This window comes from Thalassovita sp. ABM4_323, assembly GCF_056158665.1.
In genome coordinates, this window is record NZ_JBSWTS010000007.1 from 3,139,160 (window position 1) to 3,156,284 (window position 17,125).

Consider the following 17,125-nt stretch of genomic DNA (forward strand, 5'->3'; position numbering starts at 1 on the left):
CCTCAACCCTTCGACCATACTGCCACGAAAATCACAAAGCGCAAAAAAATCGGGGAACGACAGGGTAGTATCGGGCGCATGACCAGTGAGACACCGTTTAACATCGTAATCGTCGGGCAGGCCAATCGCCTGCAATACGAAGCCATATTGTTCGCCGCCTCGCTGCGTCAGCAAAGCCCGCGCTTTCAGGGTCGGCTGATCGTGGCCACCCCCAATCACAGCCCGCTCTGGTCAAAATCCCCCACATTGCGCAGCAAATCCGTGATCAAGCTGCTGGAAAGCCTGGGCGCCGAGATTGTCCCCTTTGACACGCCCGAATTTGGCGAAGGCTATCCCAACGGAAACAAGATCCAGGCCCTGCTGGCGATGCCCAAGGGCGAACCTTTCGTGTTCTTTGACACTGATACGCTGGTGCTGGATGATCTGATGAACGTCCCCTTCGATTTCGATCGCCCCGGCGCCTCGCAAAAAGTCGAAGGCACCTGGCCCAAGATCGAGCTCTACGGCCCCGGCTACACCGCCATCTGGAAATCGCTTTACGATCGCTTCGGGTTGGAGTTCGAAAGCTCGCTGGACCTTAGCCAACCCGACGAATACTGGCGCCGCTACCTCTATTTCAACGCCGGCTGGTTCTTCTACAAATGCCCGGTCGAATTTGGCGAACGCTTCCTGCATTACGCCACCGAAATCCGTGACGCGCCGCCCCCCGAACTGGTGTGCCAACCGTTGTGGCCCTGGCTGGACCAGGTCGCCCTGCCTCTGGTGATCCACAGCCTTGGCGGTGGCCGCGACACACTGCCCACGGGCCTGCTGGATGGCAACGTGACCTGCCACTACCGGCTGTTCCCCCTGCTCTACGCCCGCGAAAACGACAAGGTCATCGAGGTGTTGGAACACATCGCCAGCCCCAACGCGGTGAAAAAAGTCCTCAAACAATACGACCCGATCAAATATATGGTCTATCACGGACGCGGAGAAAAAACCCGAGCCCTGTTTGATCAATCCGCCCTGCCCCGGACCGAACGCGCCATCCGCAAACGCATCAAGGAAAACGGGTTCTGGATGCGCTAAGCCAAACCATTCCCACACCATCGCGGCCGGGCCCCACCCGAGGAGGCGCCCCAAAGGGGCAACGACGAGATATAAAGCGCGCGCAGCGCTCCTTTGGATCAGGTCTCGAACAAGCGATCCAGATCGGCAACCCCTTTGATCTCGATCGGATTGCCTGACGGATCGCGGAAAAACATGGTCCATTGCTCGCCCGGTTGCCCCTGGAACCGCACGGAGGGCGGGATGACAAAGTCCAGATCCGCCGATTGCAGCCGGTGCGCCAGCTGTTTCCAATGCGCCATCTCCAACACCACCCCCAAATGCGGCATCGGCACCATATGATCGCCGACCTTGCCCGTCTCAGCCGTAACAAAAGGCGGCCCCAGGTGCAGGCTCAACTGATGCCCAAAAAAATCGAAATCGACCCAAGTGTCGGTGCTGCGCCCCTCGGCCGCGCCCAGAAGCCCGCCATAAAAGGCGCGCGCCTCGTTCAGGTCATTCACGTTGAAGGCCAGGTGAAAAGCGGAACGCATGAAATGCCCCCAAAGGTTGCTTTGTGATTGTCGCCCATTCTCAGATGGCCTATCCCTTTTGGCAATAGTGCAAGAACCGGATTGATTTACCGGACGTTTTCAGGAGGAGACCCCCATGACCGATGCCCCCACCTATGGGTTTGATACGCTGTCCATTCACGCAGGCGCCCGGCCTGACCCGGCCACTGGCGCGCGCCAGACGCCGATTTACCAGACCACGGCCTATGTGTTTCGCGATGCCGATCACGCGGCGGCTTTGTTCAACCTGCAAGAGGTCGGCTATATCTACTCGCGCCTGACCAACCCCACCGTGGCCGTTCTGCAGGAACGCATCGCCACGCTCGAGGGCGGTGTGGGCGCGGTCTGCTGTTCCTCGGGGCATGCGGCGCAGATCATGGCGCTGTTCCCGCTGATGGCGCCGGGGCGCAACGTGGTTGTGTCCACGCGTCTGTATGGCGGCTCGATCACCCAGTTCAGCCAGACCATCAAGCGCTTCGGCTGGTCCGCCAAGTTCGTCGATTTCGAGGATATGGACGCTGTCGCCGCCGCCATCGACGATGACACCCGCGCCGTGTTCTGCGAATCCGTGGCCAACCCGGGTGGCTATGTCACCGACCTGCCCGCTGCGGCCAAGGTTGCCTCGGACGCTGGCCTTCCGCTGATCGTGGATAACACCAGCGCCACGCCCTACCTGTGCAACCCGATCGCCCATGGCGCCACGCTGGTCGTGCATTCGATGACCAAATACCTGACCGGCAACGGCACTGTCACCGGCGGTGTTGTGGTGGACAGCGGCCAGTTCGACTGGTCCGCCAGCGACAAGTTCCCCTCGCTGTCCGAGCCCGAGCCCGCCTATCACGGCCTGAAGTTTCACGAAACCTTCGGTCCTCTGGCCTTTACCTTCCACGGGATTGCCATTGGCCTGCGCGATCTGGGCATGACCTTGAACCCCCAAGCCGCGCACTACACCTTGATGGGCATCGAAACCCTGTCGCTGCGGATGGAGCGTCACTGTGAAAACGCGCTGAAGGTGGCCCAATGGCTGGAAAACGATGACCGGATCGAGGCTGTGACCTATGCTGGGCTGGAAAGCTCGCCCTACCATGCGCGCGGCAAGGAAATCTGCCCCCGCGGCACCGGTGGTCTGTTCACTGTCGCGCTGAAGGGCGGCTATGACGCCTGCGTGAAAGCCGTGGACGGGCTGGAGCTGTTCAGCCACGTGGCCAACCTGGGCGATACGCGGTCGCTGATCATCCACCCGGCCTCGACCACGCACCGTCAGCTGACCGAGGAACAGCAGGTCGCCGCAGGGGCCGGCCCCAATGTGGTGCGGATTTCCATCGGGATCGAAAATGCCGAGGATCTGATCGCCGATCTGGATCAGGCGCTGCCGCGCTAATCCGACCGCACGTGACGAAACGGCGCGAGTCTCCTCGCGCCGTTTTCTTATTTGAGCGCAATCACCAACGTCACCGATTGCGACAAGCTCAGCTCGCCCTCGGCGATAGGCACGGCCTCGGCCATATCCGCTGCCATCCGCGCCATGGGCGGACCATACTGAGCCGTATTTTCCGAGATGGACATCACCTCCCCCAGTTCGACCCCGGCCGCATCAGCGTAAAGCTGCGCCTTGCGCAAGGCCTCGGCCACGGCCGCCTGACGCGCTTGATCCTGTAACGGGCCGGGCACCTGGACGCCGAAATTCAGACCCGAAAATCGGTTCGCCCCATCCTCTAGCACCGCGCCCATGATCTGCCCCAGCCGATCCATGTCGCGCACCCGGACATTCAGGCTCAGTACGGCGCGATACCCCTCGATCCGGGGCGTGTCATTGCTGCGGTGATTGTAGATCGGGGACAGGTTGACCTGCCCGGTCTGCACATCGCGTTTTTCCACCCCCATCGCGGCCAGACGCTCTAGCATCGCGGCCACCGCAGCCGAGCTTTGCGCCATGGCCTTGGCCGGGTCGCGGTGCTGGTGTTCAACGCCCAGCGACACCGTTGCCATATCCGGCACCGTATGGACAACGCCCTGCCCGGTGACGGTGATTTGACGGGCCTCTTGCGCCAGCGCGGGTGCGGACAGCCCCGCACCCGCAACCACGAGGGCCAGTATCAAACTCAGGGATTTTGCAGTCGATTTCATGCTGCTCTCCTTTTGCATCTGTCCCAAGGGTGCGCATAAATCTGTCAGAGACAACAATCACATATTTGTTTTCCTTCCACTCGGCGAGAAGCTGCTATAACCTGCGCCTCGTTGGGAACGGGACTCCCGTTGGGTCCTGTGGAATGTTATTGCCAGAGTGATGAAACCGAACTTCGCCCTGACACTGTCTGCTGAAGGTGTCCGACTGCTGCAACGCGCGCCGTCGGGGTGGCTTTTGGTGGGCGATGCAGATTTTGCCGCCGAGAATTTGACGGACCTTCTGGCCCAGCTGCGTGAGGATGCCGAGGTTCTGAGCCCCGGTGATGTGCGCTGTAAGCTGGTGCTGCCCAACGATCAGATCAAGTACATGACCGTCGGGTCGACCGCAAGTTCCGAAGAGGCCGCCGAGGCCGATGCGGCGACGGCACTGGACGGGGCCACGCCCTATGCTCTGTCCGATCTGGCCTTTGACTGGTCGCTGGATGACGGGCAGTTGTTCCTGGCCGCCGTCGCGCGCGAAACCCTGGCCGAGGCCGAGGCCTTTGCCGTTGAACATGGCTTTGACCCGGTCAGCTTCGTGGCCCTGCCAGAACAGAATGATTTCCCGGGCGAGCCTTTTTTTGGTGTGACGCGCGCTGCCAAGGCCCTGTTGTCGCCTACCGAAAACGTCGCCCGGGATCTGCAACCGCTGCATGTGATCGGCATGGCCGAGTTCCCCGAGCCAGAGCCCGAACCCGAACCAGAAGCGCCGATGATCGTTGACGCTGGGCTGGACGGTTCAGAGTCGGTCGCCCAGCAATCCGAGACGCCAGACACGCTGGACCCCGCCGAGCCAACAGAGCCTGCGGAGTCCGCGCCAGCTCCTGAGCCTGAACCAGAACCTGCGCCAGAACCCGAACCTGAACCAGCGGACGCGCCCAAGGAAGACACCGCCGAACTCACCGAGGCCAAGCAGCAAGCCCCCGCAGCGCTGCCACCTGAAACCACCTCAGATCCTCAGGATACCGCCCCCGGGATGGCCTTTGCCAGCGTGCGGGCCAGCCGCTCGGCCCCTGATGGGACCGCCAAACCGGTTGGCGGCGCTGAAACAGCCATCGAAAGCGTCACGGCCCCGTCTATCCCGATCAGCGCAACGGCCGCTGACACGGATCTTTCCGCTGAGTTCCAGTCCAGCCGCGCGCCTATCGCCGCCCCGGCAGACAAGCCCGCACAGGCAGGCACCACCTCCAAGGCCCCCAAACCGGAAAAGCCGAAGCCCCAGAAATCCCAGCCCTCGCAGGAGGCGCAGTCCGAGCGGCAGCGCCTGACGATGTTCGGGGCGCGAAAACCGGCCAAAGAGGGACCCGTCATTGGTGGCAAGCCGCGCTTCATGGGCCTTGCACTAACCGTTATCCTGCTGATTTTCTTGGCGGTTGTCGCCATCTGGGCCAGCTTCATCAGCGAAGACGGGTTGGCAGGGTTGTTCCGATCCGACCCTGAACAGATCGAGGTCGCCGCCGTCCCGGCTACGCCGGACGCCGCCCTCCCGGCTACGCCGGACAAGGACACCGCGACCGCCGAAGAACTGGCCGAAGCGCAAGACGTTGAACCTGCCGGAGAACCGGACCCTGCTCTGTCCGACGGGCAGGCCATTGTCCTGCCGGATACGCCCGACCTGATGAGCCCCGAAGAGGCCGAGCGCCGCTATATCGCGACGGGTATCTGGCTGATCGCCCCCGAACAGCCGCTCGTGCCCGAAGCGCTGGGGAATGCCGATGTCTATCTGGCCTCGATCGATCCCAAGGTCCGCGCCGTGGATGCCGTGGCCCTGCCGGATATTTCGCGGCTGCATGACGCGGCACCAAACGAAACCCTGAACCCGACCGTTGCCGGCACGACCTTCGATCTGGACGAACGCGGCCTTGTCAAAGCCACGCCCGAAGGGGCACTGACCCCCGAAGGCATCACCGTTTACGCAGGCAAACCAGCGATCGTGCCGCAAACCTTGCCCGAACGACGTGGCGACGGGCTCAGCGCCGCAGATCTGGAACGCCTGGCCCAGGTGCGTCCGCGTTTGCGCCCCGGAAATTTGCAAGAAGCCACCGAGCGGGGCCAATTGGGCGGTCGTACCCTTTCGGAGCTGGCCGCGATCCGCCCCAAAGCGCGCCCCGGTACGGTGCGGCCGCAAACAGACCCGGACGAGGCTGACACGGCGACGCCTCAGGCGGTTGCACTGTCGCTGCGGCCCAAGACACGCCCGAAAAACTTCGACAAGCTGGTCGCCCAGACCAAGAAGGCCGAGCCCACCGTGCGCACCGCCGCTGCCGCTGCGCCCTCGATTCCCTCGTCGGCCTCGGTGGCGCGTCAGGCGACCGTCAAAAACGCACTGAACCTGCGCAAACTGAACCTGATCGGTGTGAATGGCAAAGGAGGGGATCGGCGCGCCTTGGTCCGCACCTCGGGCGGGCGCTATAAGACCGTCAAGGTCGGAGACCGCCTGGATGGCGGCAAGGTGGCCGTCATCACGGAATCCGAGCTGCGCTATGTGAAAAACGGCAAATCCGTGGTCCTGAAAATGCCGCGCGGCTAGACTTCCTGGCTGCTGCCCCAGAAGGCCAGAGGCGCTGCTCAATTACGCACTCGTGCGGATTTTTTTGGATTTCCGGCCAGACCGCTTTACCCTTGTGCCCCGGCGTCGCATAGTCGTTTCAGAAGACGCGAATACTACCCTTATGATTGATGTACCAGATAATCGGCCATTGACCGCGATGCCCGGACTTGTCCACGGGCCGGTGATGTCGCACCCCAAGCCGAGCCGCACCTTGCTCCTGCCCCCCTCGCCCCCAACCCATCGGGCTGTGGCTGGTCGTCGTGCCGGTGCCGCTGGTCAAATCCGAAAGAGCGTTCCGCACTTCCGTCCCGACGCTGCGCTGCGAACCCTCTGAAGGAGCCCGAATGCAATCTATCCTGTTCCAAGCCTCGATCTATCTGGCCGCCGCAGTGATCGCCGTGCCCATTGCGGCGCGGCTGGGGCTGGGTTCGGTTCTGGGCTATCTGATGGCCGGAATCGTGATCGGCCCGGCCTTGGGGCTGGTGGGCAGCGAAACCGCCGACCTGCAACACTTTGCCGAGTTCGGCGTGGTGATGATGCTGTTCCTGATCGGGCTCGAACTGGAACCGCGCACACTGTGGGACATGCGCCACAAGCTGTTGGGACTGGGCGGATTGCAGGTCACGTTGACCACATTGGCGGTGATGGCGGGCGCGCTGGCCTTAGGGCAACCCCTGCCCCAGGCGCTGGCGATCGGGCTGATCATGTCGCTGTCGTCAACGGCGATCGTGCTGCAAACCCTGTCGGAAAAGGGCCTGATGCGTACTGGCGGCGGGCGCTCGGCCTTCTCGGTACTGCTGACGCAGGATATCGCCGTGATCCCGATGTTGGCGCTGCTGCCGTTGCTGGCGGTCGCCCCAGTGGCGCATCTGCGCGAGGACGGCTCGATTGCGCGCGCAACGGACAGCGAACATGGAGGACATGGCAGTGGCGGGCATGATGCCACGATCTCGGCGCTGGTCGAGGGCCTGCCCGGCTGGGCGGTCACCCTGATCACCCTGGGCGCCGTTGCCGTCATCATTCTGGCCGGGATCTATCTGACCCGCCCGGTATTCCGCTATATCCACCACGCCCGCCTGCGCGAGATGTACACCGCGCTGGCGCTGCTGATCGTGCTGGGCATTGCCTATGTGATGAACGCGGTGGGCCTGTCGCCCGCGCTTGGCACCTTTCTGGCCGGAGTCGTTCTGGCCAACACCGAGTTCCGGCACGAACTGGAAAGCGATATCCAACCCTTCAAAGGCCTGCTGCTGGGGCTGTTCTTCATCACCGTTGGCGCGGGGATCAACTTTACCCTGCTGGCCGAAAACGCCGCCCCAATCCTGGCCCTGACGGCCGCATTGATCGCGGGCAAAGGGGCGATCCTGTTTGGCCTTGGCACCTTGTTCAAACTCAAAGGCCGCAGCCGGTGGCTGTTCACCCTCTCGCTGGCCCAGGCCGGAGAATTCGGCTTTGTACTGCTGTCTTTTGCCCAACAAACCCACGTGCTGGGCAAAGGCCTGTCCGAGCAATTGTTGATGGTCGTTGCGCTGTCGATGCTGGCCACGCCCCTGCTGTTCATCCTCTATGATTGGCTGTCGCACCGCACGGGCGACGATGGGGCGGATCACATGGAAGATGTGGTTGATGAACAGGGCCCGGTGATCATCGCGGGGATGGGGCGCTTTGGCCAGATGGTCAACAGGATGGTGCAAAACACCGGCTTTAAAACCGTGGTGCTGGACCATGATATGGAAACGATCCAGCTGATGCGCCGGTTCGGGTTCAGGGGATTTTTTGGCGATCCGACCCGGCCCGAGCTGCTGCATGCGGCAGGCCTGAAAGAAGCCCACATTCTGGTCGTTGCCCTGGATGATCCCGATGCCTCGGTCCGGCTGGTCACCTTTGCGCGCCGCGAACGCCCTGACCTGCATATCATCGCCCGTGCCCGCGATCGCAACCATGTTTTCCGGCTGTACAAGGCGGGTGCCAACGACATCGTGCGCGAAATGTTCGACAGCTCGCTGCGCGCAGGGCGCTATGTTCTGGAGAACATCGGCCTGAGTGAATACGAGGCCGCCATGGCGGAAAAGGTCTTCTTTCAGCACGACCGCGAAGCCATCCGTGATCTGGCGCAGCTATGGGACCCCAATGTCCCTGCGTCCAAGAACGAGGCCTATATCAAGCGCGCCCTGGAACTGGACAAAGATCTTGAGGCCACCCTGCAAGCCAAACTTGACGAGCGCGCTGAACAAGAGGACTGAGGCGTCGACCGACAGGATATTACCCGTCGGACACGCCCGCCTCGGCAAAGGTGGCCATGCCCGAGTGGCAGGCGACGGCGCCTTTCAGAATACCTATCGCCAGCGCGGCGCCCGAGCCTTCGCCCAAGCGCAGCCCCAGCGACACCAGCGGCGCCTTGTCCAGGGCGTTCAACAGGCGGGGATGCGCGGCCTCGGCGCTGACATGGCCCGCGACGCAGTGATCCAGCGCAAAGGGCACCGTCTTGGCCAGACAGGCGGCAGCGGCGCAGCAGATAAACCCGTCCAGGATCACGGGAATACGCAGGCTGCGCGCGCGGGCAATCGCGCCGGCCATCGCGGCCAGCTCGCGCCCGCCCAAACACCGCAGCGCGTCCAGACCATCGGTGATGGCACCGGCATGCATGGCCTCGCCCCGCGCCACAACGCGGGTTTTGACCTCGAGCCCGGCATCATCCACGCCCGTGCCACGCCCGGTCCAATCGCCTGCGTCCCCGCCAAACAGCGCCAGGGCGATGGCGGCAGCGGACGTCGTGTTGCCAATCCCCATCTCGCCTGTCACCAGAAGGTCGGCGTCCGCATCAACGGCATTCCATCCCGTTTGCAGGGCCGCAAGCAATTCAGCCTCGCTCATCGCGGGGGTTTGGGTGAAATCCGCTGTGGGCGTGTCCAGAGACAGCGCATGCACATCCATCTTGGCCCCGAACGCCTTGGACAACTGGTTGATCGCCGCGCCACCATGTTGGAAGTTCAGCACCATCTGCTCGGTCACTTCGGCCGGAAATGCCGACACGCCTTGCGCCGTCACCCCATGATTGCCCGCAAAAATCACCACCTGAGGCGCATTGATCTGGGGGCGAGCCTCGCCGCGCCAGCCCGCATACCAGATCGCCAGATCCTCGAGCCGCCCCAACGCCCCCGGAGGTTTGGTCAATTGGCCATTGCGCGCCTCGGCCTCTTTTCGGGCTTCCAGATCTGCGGTCGGGGCCTGCGCCAGAACCGAGCGGAACGCATCAAGCGTGTCAAAGGGCTGAGTCATGGGGTCTGCTTTCATTCTTGTCTTGTTTCGTACTTGCCGTGGCAATGTGTTGCCGGGGGGTTTAGCGCAATGCTATCGGGGGTGCATATATCAAAAGGTCACAGATGACAGAAAAAGCCCGTTTCACCCCCCAGCCGCGCGATATTGCCGTTGCTGTTTCGCTGTTGACGCGCCTGCCCCTGCGCTTGCCGCAGGCGGCGTATGCGCGCGGGGCTCAGGCGGCTTGGGCCTATCCGCTGGCGGGGGCCGTGTTGGCCGGTGTCGCGGGGTTGGCCGGTCTGATCGCCAGCCCCTTGGGCGCTGGCTTTGGCGCGCTGGTGGTTCTTGCCGTCACCGCGATTCTGTCGGGCGCGATGCACGAGGACGGGCTGGCCGATTGCGCCGACGGGTTCTGGGGCGGTTGGGACCGCGCGCGCCGGTTAGAGATCATGAAGGACAGTCAGATCGGCACCTATGGCGTGATCGCACTGATCCTGAGCTTTGCGGCGCGTTGGTGGGCGCTAGAACAGCTGATCCAGGCCGGACAGCTGCTGGCACCGATACTGGCCGTGGGAATGATGTCGCGCGCAGGGATGCCCGTGTTGATGGCCTGGCTGCCCAATGCCCGTCAAAGCGGCCTCAGCCAATCCGTGGGGCGCCCGCCCCTACAGGCCGCTGGATTGGCCGTTGCCTTGGCGCTTGGGGTCGCGGTGATCGGTCTTGGGGTGGAGGCGGTGCTGCTTGCGCTGATCGGGGTGCTTGTGACGTTTGGATGTGGCCTGCTGGCGCGCGCCAAGATCGGTGGGCAGACTGGCGATGTGTTGGGCGCCAGCCAACAGCTGAGCGAAATTGCGCTGCTGGTCACCTGCGTCGCCTTGCTTGGCTAGGACCGGACGTGGCGGCATCCGCGTTGTGACCCAAGGGAACAATTGCGCGATGTGTGGGCTGCGCTACTCCTTAGGGTCAGCAGCGGAATATCCTCTTGCCTATCGGAATTAGACCAAAGGAGCACGCCATGAGCCGTACCGACACCCTGTTTCGTCCGGTCGAACTGGACAAGCTAAGCCTGAGAAACCGGATCGTTATGGCTCCGATGACCCGCACGTATTCACCCGGGAATGTGCCCAACAGCAAGGTCGTGGATTACTATCGCCGTCGCGCCGAGGGCGGCGCTGGCCTGATCATTTCCGAAGGCACGTTTGTCGATCATCCGGCCGCCAGCGGCTATCCCAATGTGCCCGCCTTCTTTGGCGCCGAGGCCTTGGCAGGATGGAAACGCGTTGTCGATGCGGTGCACGCGGCAGGAGGGAAATTTGCCCCCCAGCTGTGGCATGTCGGAGCCATCCGCCGCCCCGGCGTGATGCCCGGAGGCGATACTCCTGGCCACAGCCCCAGCGGCATGGCGCGCCCCGGCAAGGTCACCGGCCATGCGATGACTCAACAGGATATCGACGACGTTGTCGCCGCCTTTGCTAAGGCTGCGGCGGATGCACAGCGGATCGGATGTGACGCGATCGAGATCCACGGCGCGCATGGCTATCTGATTGACCAGTTCCTTTGGGACGGCACCAATCAGCGAACGGATTCCTATGGTGGCGATCTGGCAGCGCGCTCGAAATTCGCGCTCGAGATCGTGGGCGCCTGCCGCGCCGCAGTCGGCCCGGATTTTCCGATCATTTTCCGGTTTTCGCAATGGAAACAACAGGATTACAGCGCCCGCCTGTGTGACACGCCCGAGGCCCTTGGGAATTTCCTGCGACCTTTGGCCGAGGCTGGCGTGGACATATTTCATTGCTCGACCCGCCGCTTCTGGGAACCTGAATTCGACGGCAGCGATCTGAACCTGGCGGGCTGGGCGCGCAAGCTGACCGGCAAAGCCGCGATCACCGTGGGCAGCGTTGGGTTGAACGCCGATTTCCTGCCCGATGATGGCACCGCCGATTTTCGCGCGGCTGAAACGGCCAGCATCGACGGTCTGTTGGATCGGGCCGAGCGGGACGAGTTCGATCTGGTCGCCGTGGGCCGCGCCATGATCGCAAACCCCGACTGGGCCAACCAGGTGGCCGCAGGAAATTTCGATCAGCTGGCGGCCTATGAAAAGGACATGCTGAAACAGCTGATCTGATCCCGGATCAAAAGCCCAGCCCCCTGCCCGACCGGGGGGCTGGGCACTTGGTGTGAAGACCGGCTGCTGCGACTACAAACTTCAAGCTTAAAACTTTATACTTGAAATACCATTATCCCCGTGCGATCTTTTTCCCGTTAGCGAAGGAAAAGATCGATGGATATGGGCGCTGGTGGAACCTCTCTGTGTTGTTTGTCTTGTGACAGGCCCGACGCATGAGCCGGGTTCTGGTCACCGGGGGCGGCTCGGGTATCGGGCGGGCCGTAGCGCGCGGTTTTGCGCAGCAGGGCCACAGCGTTACCATTTCGGGGCGGCGCGCCGCGCCTTTGGCCCAGACCGCCCACGGATATGACATGGTGTGCGTGCGCGCGGATGTGACTTCGGAGTCTGACACTGAGGCGCTGTTTGCCACCCCGTTTGACATTGTCATCGCCAATGCAGGCGGTGGGGCCCCGGGTAAGATCACGGAGATGACGCTGGCGCAATGGCGTCAGACATTGGATGTGAACCTGACGGGCACCTTCCTGACCTTTCGCGCCGCACTTGCCGGGATGCCTGATGGAGGGCGATTGATCGTCATTGCCTCGACCGCCGCGCTGAAGGGCAATGCCTCGGTCCCGGCCTATACTGCGGCCAAACACGGCGTCTTGGGTCTGGTGCGCTCGGTTGCGCTGGACGTGGCGCGGCGCGGCATCACCTGCAACGCAATTTGCCCCGGCTTCACGGATACGGAACTGGCCGAGGGCGCCATCACCGGCCTGATGCAGCGGTTCGACGTCGCGCGGGACAGCGCCATCGACATGATCGTTTCCGCCAACCCGCAGCGGCGCATGATTGACCCCGCAGAAGTCGCCGCGACCGCCCTGTTTCTGGCCTCCGAGCAGGCCTCGGCGATCAACGGCCACGCGCTTTCGGTTTCCGGAGGCGAGGTATGACGCCCGCCCCCCACACAGACATTCCCCAGGAGGAGACCCAATGACCCCTCAGCATTTCAAATGCGAGATTTCAGACGGCATCGCCCGTATCTCGCATGACCGACCCGAGCGGAAAAATCCCTTTACCTTCGATAGCTACGCCGAGCTCAGGGATTGGTTTCGCGCCCTGGTCTATGATGATGACGTGCACGCCGTGGTGATCCTGCCCAACGGTGGCAACTTCAGCTCTGGCGGGGATGTGCACGACATCATCGGTCCGCTGACGCGCATGACCATGAAGGAAATACTGCAATTTACGCGCATGACTGGCGATCTGGTCAAGGCCATGCTGGGCTGTGGCAAGCCGATCATCGCTGCTGTCGATGGCGTCTGTGCGGGCGCCGGGGCGATCATGGCCATGGCCTCGGATCTACGGATCGCCACGCCATCGGCCAAGACGGCCTTTCTGTTCAACCGCGTGGGTCTGGCGGGCTGTGACATGGGCGCCTGCGCCATGCTGCCCCGGATCATCGGTCAGGGCCGTGCGGCTGAACTGTTGTACACGGGCCGCGCCATGCGCGCCGATGAGGGCGAACGCTGGGGGTTTTATAACACGGTCGTAGAGGCTGACGCACTAGAGGCCGAAGCGATGAAACTGGCCACGCGCATTGCCGCGGGCCCGACCTTTGCCAATTCGATGACCAAAACCATGCTGGCGCAGGAATGGTCCATGAGCCTGGAACAAGCCATCGAGGCCGAGGCCCAGGCGCAGGCGATTTGCATGCAGGGCAACGATTTCCGCCGCGCGTACGAGGCCTTCGTGGCCAAGGAAACGCCGGTATTCGAGGGCGACTGATGGCGGACAAAACCTTTCTGACCTGGCCGTTTTTCGACGAGGCGCACCGCGAATGGGCCGCACATGTTGAAGAGGTGGCGCAAGGGCTGACGATTGATCATTCCGACACGGACCAGGCCTGTCGCAAACTGGTGGCCGATCTGGGCAAGGCAGGTGTCTTGCAACCGACCTCCAGCGATGATGGCACGTTCGACGTCCGCAAGCTGTGTATCGCGCGGGAAACGCTGGCGCGCCACGATGGGCTGGCTGATTTTGCCTTTGCCATGCAAGGGCTGGGCACTGGAGCGCTGACGCTGTTTGGCTCGGGCGCGCAGAAAGCCGCGTGGCTGCCGCTGACCCGCGCAGGCAAAGCGATTTCGGCGTTTGCGCTGACCGAACCGGGATCAGGCTCGGACGTGGCCAATTCCACCATGACCGCAACGCGCGACGGGGATGACTATGTTCTGAACGGCGAAAAAACCTGGATTTCCAATGGGGGCATCGCGGACGTCTACACTTTGTTTGCCCGCACGGGCGAAGGTCCGGGGGCCAAGGGGTTGTCCTGTTTCATCGTCACGCCCGACCTGCCAGGGTTCAAGGTGGCCGAGCGGCTGGACACCATCGCCCCGCACCCGCTGGCGACGCTTCGGTTCTCGGATTGCCGTGTGCCCGCCAGCGCCATGATCGGCGCACCGGGCCAGGGGTTCAAGATCGCGATGGCCGTGCTGGATGTGTTCCGCTCGACCGTGGCGGCGGCCGCGTTGGGCTTTGCCCGCCGGGCGCTGGACGAAGCCCTCACCCGCGTCACCTCCAGACAGGTCCAGGGCGCGCCTTTGTTCGATCTGCAAATGGTTCAGGGGCATATCGCCGACATGGCGCTGGATGTCGACGCTGCGGCCTTGCTGACCTATCGCGCCGCCTGGACCCGCGACATGGGCGCGCCGCGTGTCACGCGCGAGGCCGCGATGGCCAAGCTGTTCGCAACCGACCAGGCGCAGCAGGTGATCGACAAGGCCGTGCAGCTGTTCGGCGGCGAAGGCGTGCGATCCGGCGCCATTGTCGAAAGCCTCTATCGCGAAATCCGCGCCCTACGCATCTACGAGGGCGCGTCAGACGTCCAGAAAGTCATCATCGCCCGGCAAACCCTGGCGTCCCAACAGGAGTAACCCGCATGTTTCAGCCGTCCGCGCATACCGACACGTTCGCTCGGGACAACTTGCCGCCCGCCCAGATGTGGCCCGAGTTGTTGCTGGACGGCTTTGACTATCCTGATCGCCTGAATGCCGGGGTCGAGCTGACCGACGCCATGGTGGCTAAGGGGTTTGGCGATCACACGGCGCTGATCGGCAACGGGCGCCAGCGCACGTACAAGGAACTGACAGACTGGACCAACCGTCTGGCCAATGCGATGGTCGATGATCTGGGCGTACAGCCAGGCAACCGCGTGCTGATCCGATCGGCCAACAACCCGGCGATGGTGGCCTGTTGGCTGGCCGCGACCAAGGTGGGCGCGGTGGTGGTGAATACCATGCCGATGCTGCGCGCGGGCGAGCTGGCCAAATACGTGGACAAAGCCGAGATCACCCACGCGATTTGCAACTCGCGCCTGATGGATGAAATGGTGGCCTGCGCCAAAGATTCCGCGTTCCTGAAAACCGTGGTCAGCTTTGACGGCACCGCCAATCACGATGCCGAGCTGGACCGGCTGGCGCTGGAAAAACCCGTGACGTTTCAAGCTGCCGATACGGCTCAGGATGATGTGGCGCTGCTGGCCTTTACCTCGGGGTCGACAGGCGATCCCAAGGCGACCATGCATTTTCATCGCGACCTACTGATCATCGCGGATGGCTATGCCCAAGAGGTTCTGGGCGTTGTGCCCGAGGATGTGTTTGTCGGATCTCCTCCGCTAGCATTCACCTTTGGTCTGGGCGGGTTGGCTGTATTTCCACTGCGTTTCGGCGCAACGGCCACCCTGCTCGAGGCCGCCTCGCCCCCCAATATGATTGAGATCATCGAGAAATACCGCGCCACTGTTTGTTTCACCGCTCCCACCGCCTATCGGGTGATGTTACAAGCGATGGAGGACGGGGCGGATCTGTCCTCTTTGCGTGCGGCTGTATCCGCGGGCGAAACCCTGCCCAAACCGGTGTATGACGAGTGGCAGGCCAAGACCGGAAAACCGATGCTGGACGGGATCGGGGCGACGGAAATGCTGCATATCTTCATCTCGAACCGGTTCGAGGATCACCGCCCCGCCTGCACTGGCAAACCGCTGACGGGGTACAAGGCCAAGGTGCTGGCCGAAGACGGAACCGAGGCCCCGCGCGGTACGATGGGACGTCTGGCCGTGCAAGGCCCGATCGGATGCCGGTATCTGCGCGGTGAACGCCAAGAAAGCTATGTTCAGGATGGCTGGAACGTCACCGGGGACAGCTTTGTTCAGGACGCAGAGGGCTATTTCCATTTCGCCGCCCGCAATGACGATGTGATCGTCTCGGCCGGGTACAATATCGCTGGCCCCGAGGTCGAGGCCGCCCTTCTGGCGCATCCCCTTGTGTCTGAATGCGCCGTGATTGGCGCGCCGGACAACGCGCGCGGCCATATTGTCGAGGCGCATGTGGTGCTGACCCAGGAGGCCCCCGCCGATGCCGCCACCACCAAGGCCTTGCAGGACCACGTCAAGGCGACGATTGCACCTTATAAATATCCCCGTAGTATCGTGTTCGCCAAATCGCTTCCCAAGACACCAACCGGGAAAATTCAGCGCTTCCAGATCGAACCGGTCGGGGCGGGTCACTAGCCTGCCCATACGTGCCCTCAACGAAAGATAAGACCCTCAATATGGCATTCCGCTACCCTCAGAAAGTCCTGTTCAAATACTGCGATCCGGCGGGGATCGTGTTTTTTCCCCGCTATTTCGAGATGATGAACGATTGCGTCGAGACCTTCTTTGCCGACGCGCTGGACTGGCCGTTTCACCTGCTGCTACGCACCGACGGGGTGCCCACGGCCAGCATTGAAACGCGGTTTCTGCGGCCCAGCCGACATGGTGACAGGCTGGAGCTGGTGTTGAGCGTGGAAAAGGTGGGGCGCACGTCCCTGACCTATCACATGGTTGCGGATTCGGACGGTGAGATCCGCTTTGAAACCCGCGCGACATTGGTGCATGTGGACGGGGACGGCAAACCCGCCACCTGGCCCGAACCCGTGCGCGAAAAACTGAAAGAATGGGAGGATCAGGCAGAATGACCCACACAACAATTCAGCCCGAAGGCTGGCTTCCGGCCAAGGGTTATGCCAACGGAATGCTGACCAAGGACGGTGTTCTGCACATTGGTGGCCAGATCGGGTGGAACGCGGATCAGGTCTTTGAAACTCATGATTTCATTGGCCAAATGCGTCAGGCGCTACAGAATATCCGCGCCGTGGTTGAACAGGCCGGCGGCACTGTGAAGGACGTCACGCGCCTGACCTGGTATGTCACCGACAAGGCCGAATATCTGGCCCGCCAGGCCGAAGTTGGCGCCGCCTATCGCGAGGTGTTCGGCAAGCATTTCCCGGCCATGTCGATGCTTGTGATCTCGGCCCTGGTCGAGGACGAGGCGCTGGTCGAGATCGAGGCCACAGCCCATCTGACCTAACGAAAAAGGCCGCGCATTTTTGCGCGGACTTGTC

Annotated in this window: 15 protein-coding genes; 12 read left to right on the top strand and 3 right to left on the bottom strand. The window is 62.7% G+C overall.

Features of this window, described 5'->3' with window-relative positions:
• Positions 1-78: 78 nt before the first annotated feature.
• Entirely contained in the window at positions 79-1,071 is a 993-nt protein-coding gene (locus tag ACXADQ_RS18015; RefSeq protein WP_475324326.1) for a hypothetical protein, read from the top strand.
• A 98-nt stretch (positions 1,072-1,169) separates the two neighbouring features.
• Here the strand turns inward: ACXADQ_RS18015 and ACXADQ_RS18020 are convergent, their stop codons facing one another.
• Positions 1,170-1,583, bottom strand: a complete 414-nt coding sequence (locus tag ACXADQ_RS18020) for a VOC family protein (protein WP_475324329.1) — start codon at positions 1,581-1,583, stop codon at positions 1,170-1,172.
• Between the two features lie 115 nt (positions 1,584-1,698).
• Between ACXADQ_RS18020 and ACXADQ_RS18025 the strand changes: the two genes are divergently transcribed.
• A complete protein-coding gene (locus tag ACXADQ_RS18025; RefSeq protein WP_475324332.1) occupies positions 1,699-2,982 on the top strand; it encodes an O-acetylhomoserine aminocarboxypropyltransferase/cysteine synthase family protein in 1,284 nt (427 codons plus the stop codon).
• Between the two features lie 47 nt (positions 2,983-3,029).
• Here the strand turns inward: ACXADQ_RS18025 and ACXADQ_RS18030 are convergent, their stop codons facing one another.
• Complete coding sequence (locus tag ACXADQ_RS18030; protein WP_475324335.1) at positions 3,030-3,728, bottom strand: SIMPL domain-containing protein; 699 nt, start codon at positions 3,726-3,728, stop codon at positions 3,030-3,032.
• Between the two features lie 160 nt (positions 3,729-3,888).
• On the opposite strand from ACXADQ_RS18030, the gene ACXADQ_RS18035 reads away from it, so the two are divergent.
• Both ACXADQ_RS18035 and ACXADQ_RS18040 read left to right on the top strand, forming a co-directional pair.
• Positions 3,889-6,297: a hypothetical protein gene (locus ACXADQ_RS18035; RefSeq protein WP_475324337.1), complete on the top strand. Its 2,409-nt coding sequence runs from the start codon at positions 3,889-3,891 to the stop codon at positions 6,295-6,297.
• Between the two features lie 365 nt (positions 6,298-6,662).
• Positions 6,663-8,561 carry a monovalent cation:proton antiporter-2 (CPA2) family protein gene (locus ACXADQ_RS18040; RefSeq protein ID WP_475324340.1) on the top strand — a complete coding sequence of 633 codons (1,899 nt, stop codon included), beginning with the start codon at positions 6,663-6,665 and terminating at the stop codon, positions 8,559-8,561.
• 19 nt (positions 8,562-8,580) lie between these two features.
• On the opposite strand, the gene cobT is transcribed toward ACXADQ_RS18040, so the two are convergent.
• Entirely contained in the window at positions 8,581-9,597 is a 1,017-nt protein-coding gene (cobT, locus tag ACXADQ_RS18045; protein WP_475324344.1) for a nicotinate-nucleotide--dimethylbenzimidazole phosphoribosyltransferase, read from the bottom strand.
• Between the two features lie 104 nt (positions 9,598-9,701).
• Here cobT and cobS point away from each other — a divergent pair, with 104 nt between their 5' ends.
• From cobS to ACXADQ_RS18085, 8 genes are all read left to right on the top strand, one after another.
• Entirely contained in the window at positions 9,702-10,463 is a 762-nt protein-coding gene (cobS, locus tag ACXADQ_RS18050; RefSeq protein WP_475324347.1) for an adenosylcobinamide-GDP ribazoletransferase, read from the top strand.
• A gap of 128 nt (positions 10,464-10,591) precedes the next feature.
• A complete protein-coding gene (locus ACXADQ_RS18055) occupies positions 10,592-11,701 on the top strand; it encodes an NADH:flavin oxidoreductase (RefSeq protein ID WP_475324350.1) in 1,110 nt (369 codons plus the stop codon).
• Positions 11,702-11,916: 215 nt separating this feature from the next.
• Positions 11,917-12,636 carry an SDR family NAD(P)-dependent oxidoreductase gene (locus ACXADQ_RS18060; RefSeq protein WP_475324352.1) on the top strand — a complete coding sequence of 240 codons (720 nt, stop codon included), beginning with the start codon at positions 11,917-11,919 and terminating at the stop codon, positions 12,634-12,636.
• 40 nt (positions 12,637-12,676) lie between these two features.
• On the top strand, positions 12,677-13,471 hold the full coding sequence (locus tag ACXADQ_RS18065) for an enoyl-CoA hydratase family protein (RefSeq protein WP_475324354.1): 795 nt from the start codon (positions 12,677-12,679) through the stop codon (positions 13,469-13,471).
• A complete protein-coding gene (locus ACXADQ_RS18070) occupies positions 13,471-14,616 on the top strand; it encodes an acyl-CoA dehydrogenase family protein (RefSeq protein ID WP_475324356.1) in 1,146 nt (381 codons plus the stop codon). The genes ACXADQ_RS18065 and ACXADQ_RS18070 overlap by 1 nt, the downstream gene beginning before the upstream one ends.
• Before the next feature lie 5 nt (positions 14,617-14,621).
• Positions 14,622-16,250: an AMP-binding protein gene (locus ACXADQ_RS18075; protein ID WP_475324360.1), complete on the top strand. Its 1,629-nt coding sequence runs from the start codon at positions 14,622-14,624 to the stop codon at positions 16,248-16,250.
• Positions 16,251-16,291: 41 nt separating this feature from the next.
• The gene (locus ACXADQ_RS18080) at positions 16,292-16,699 is read left to right on the top strand and encodes an acyl-CoA thioesterase (RefSeq protein WP_475324363.1); all 408 of its coding nucleotides are present in this window, start codon (positions 16,292-16,294) and stop codon (positions 16,697-16,699) included.
• Complete coding sequence (locus ACXADQ_RS18085) at positions 16,696-17,091, top strand: RidA family protein (protein ID WP_475324367.1); 396 nt, start codon at positions 16,696-16,698, stop codon at positions 17,089-17,091. The genes ACXADQ_RS18080 and ACXADQ_RS18085 overlap by 4 nt, the downstream gene beginning before the upstream one ends.
• Positions 17,092-17,125 lie beyond the last annotated feature (34 nt).

Coding starts and splice junctions, on each gene's coding strand:
- ACXADQ_RS18060 (WP_475324352.1), top strand. CDS start 11,917: ATGAGCCGGGTTCTGGTCACCGGGGGCGGCTCGGGTATCGGGCGGGCC.
- ACXADQ_RS18040 (WP_475324340.1), top strand. CDS start 6,663: ATGCAATCTATCCTGTTCCAAGCCTCGATCTATCTGGCCGCCGCAGTG.
- ACXADQ_RS18075 (WP_475324360.1), top strand. CDS start 14,622: ATGTTTCAGCCGTCCGCGCATACCGACACGTTCGCTCGGGACAACTTG.
- cobT (WP_475324344.1), bottom strand. CDS start 9,597: ATGACTCAGCCCTTTGACACGCTTGATGCGTTCCGCTCGGTTCTGGCG.
- ACXADQ_RS18035 (WP_475324337.1), top strand. CDS start 3,889: ATGAAACCGAACTTCGCCCTGACACTGTCTGCTGAAGGTGTCCGACTG.
- ACXADQ_RS18030 (WP_475324335.1), bottom strand. CDS start 3,728: ATGAAATCGACTGCAAAATCCCTGAGTTTGATACTGGCCCTCGTGGTT.
- ACXADQ_RS18065 (WP_475324354.1), top strand. CDS start 12,677: ATGACCCCTCAGCATTTCAAATGCGAGATTTCAGACGGCATCGCCCGT.
- ACXADQ_RS18080 (WP_475324363.1), top strand. CDS start 16,292: ATGGCATTCCGCTACCCTCAGAAAGTCCTGTTCAAATACTGCGATCCG.
- cobS (WP_475324347.1), top strand. CDS start 9,702: ATGACAGAAAAAGCCCGTTTCACCCCCCAGCCGCGCGATATTGCCGTT.
- ACXADQ_RS18020 (WP_475324329.1), bottom strand. CDS start 1,583: ATGCGTTCCGCTTTTCACCTGGCCTTCAACGTGAATGACCTGAACGAG.
- ACXADQ_RS18070 (WP_475324356.1), top strand. CDS start 13,471: ATGGCGGACAAAACCTTTCTGACCTGGCCGTTTTTCGACGAGGCGCAC.
- ACXADQ_RS18085 (WP_475324367.1), top strand. CDS start 16,696: ATGACCCACACAACAATTCAGCCCGAAGGCTGGCTTCCGGCCAAGGGT.
- ACXADQ_RS18025 (WP_475324332.1), top strand. CDS start 1,699: ATGACCGATGCCCCCACCTATGGGTTTGATACGCTGTCCATTCACGCA.
- ACXADQ_RS18055 (WP_475324350.1), top strand. CDS start 10,592: ATGAGCCGTACCGACACCCTGTTTCGTCCGGTCGAACTGGACAAGCTA.
- ACXADQ_RS18015 (WP_475324326.1), top strand. CDS start 79: ATGACCAGTGAGACACCGTTTAACATCGTAATCGTCGGGCAGGCCAAT.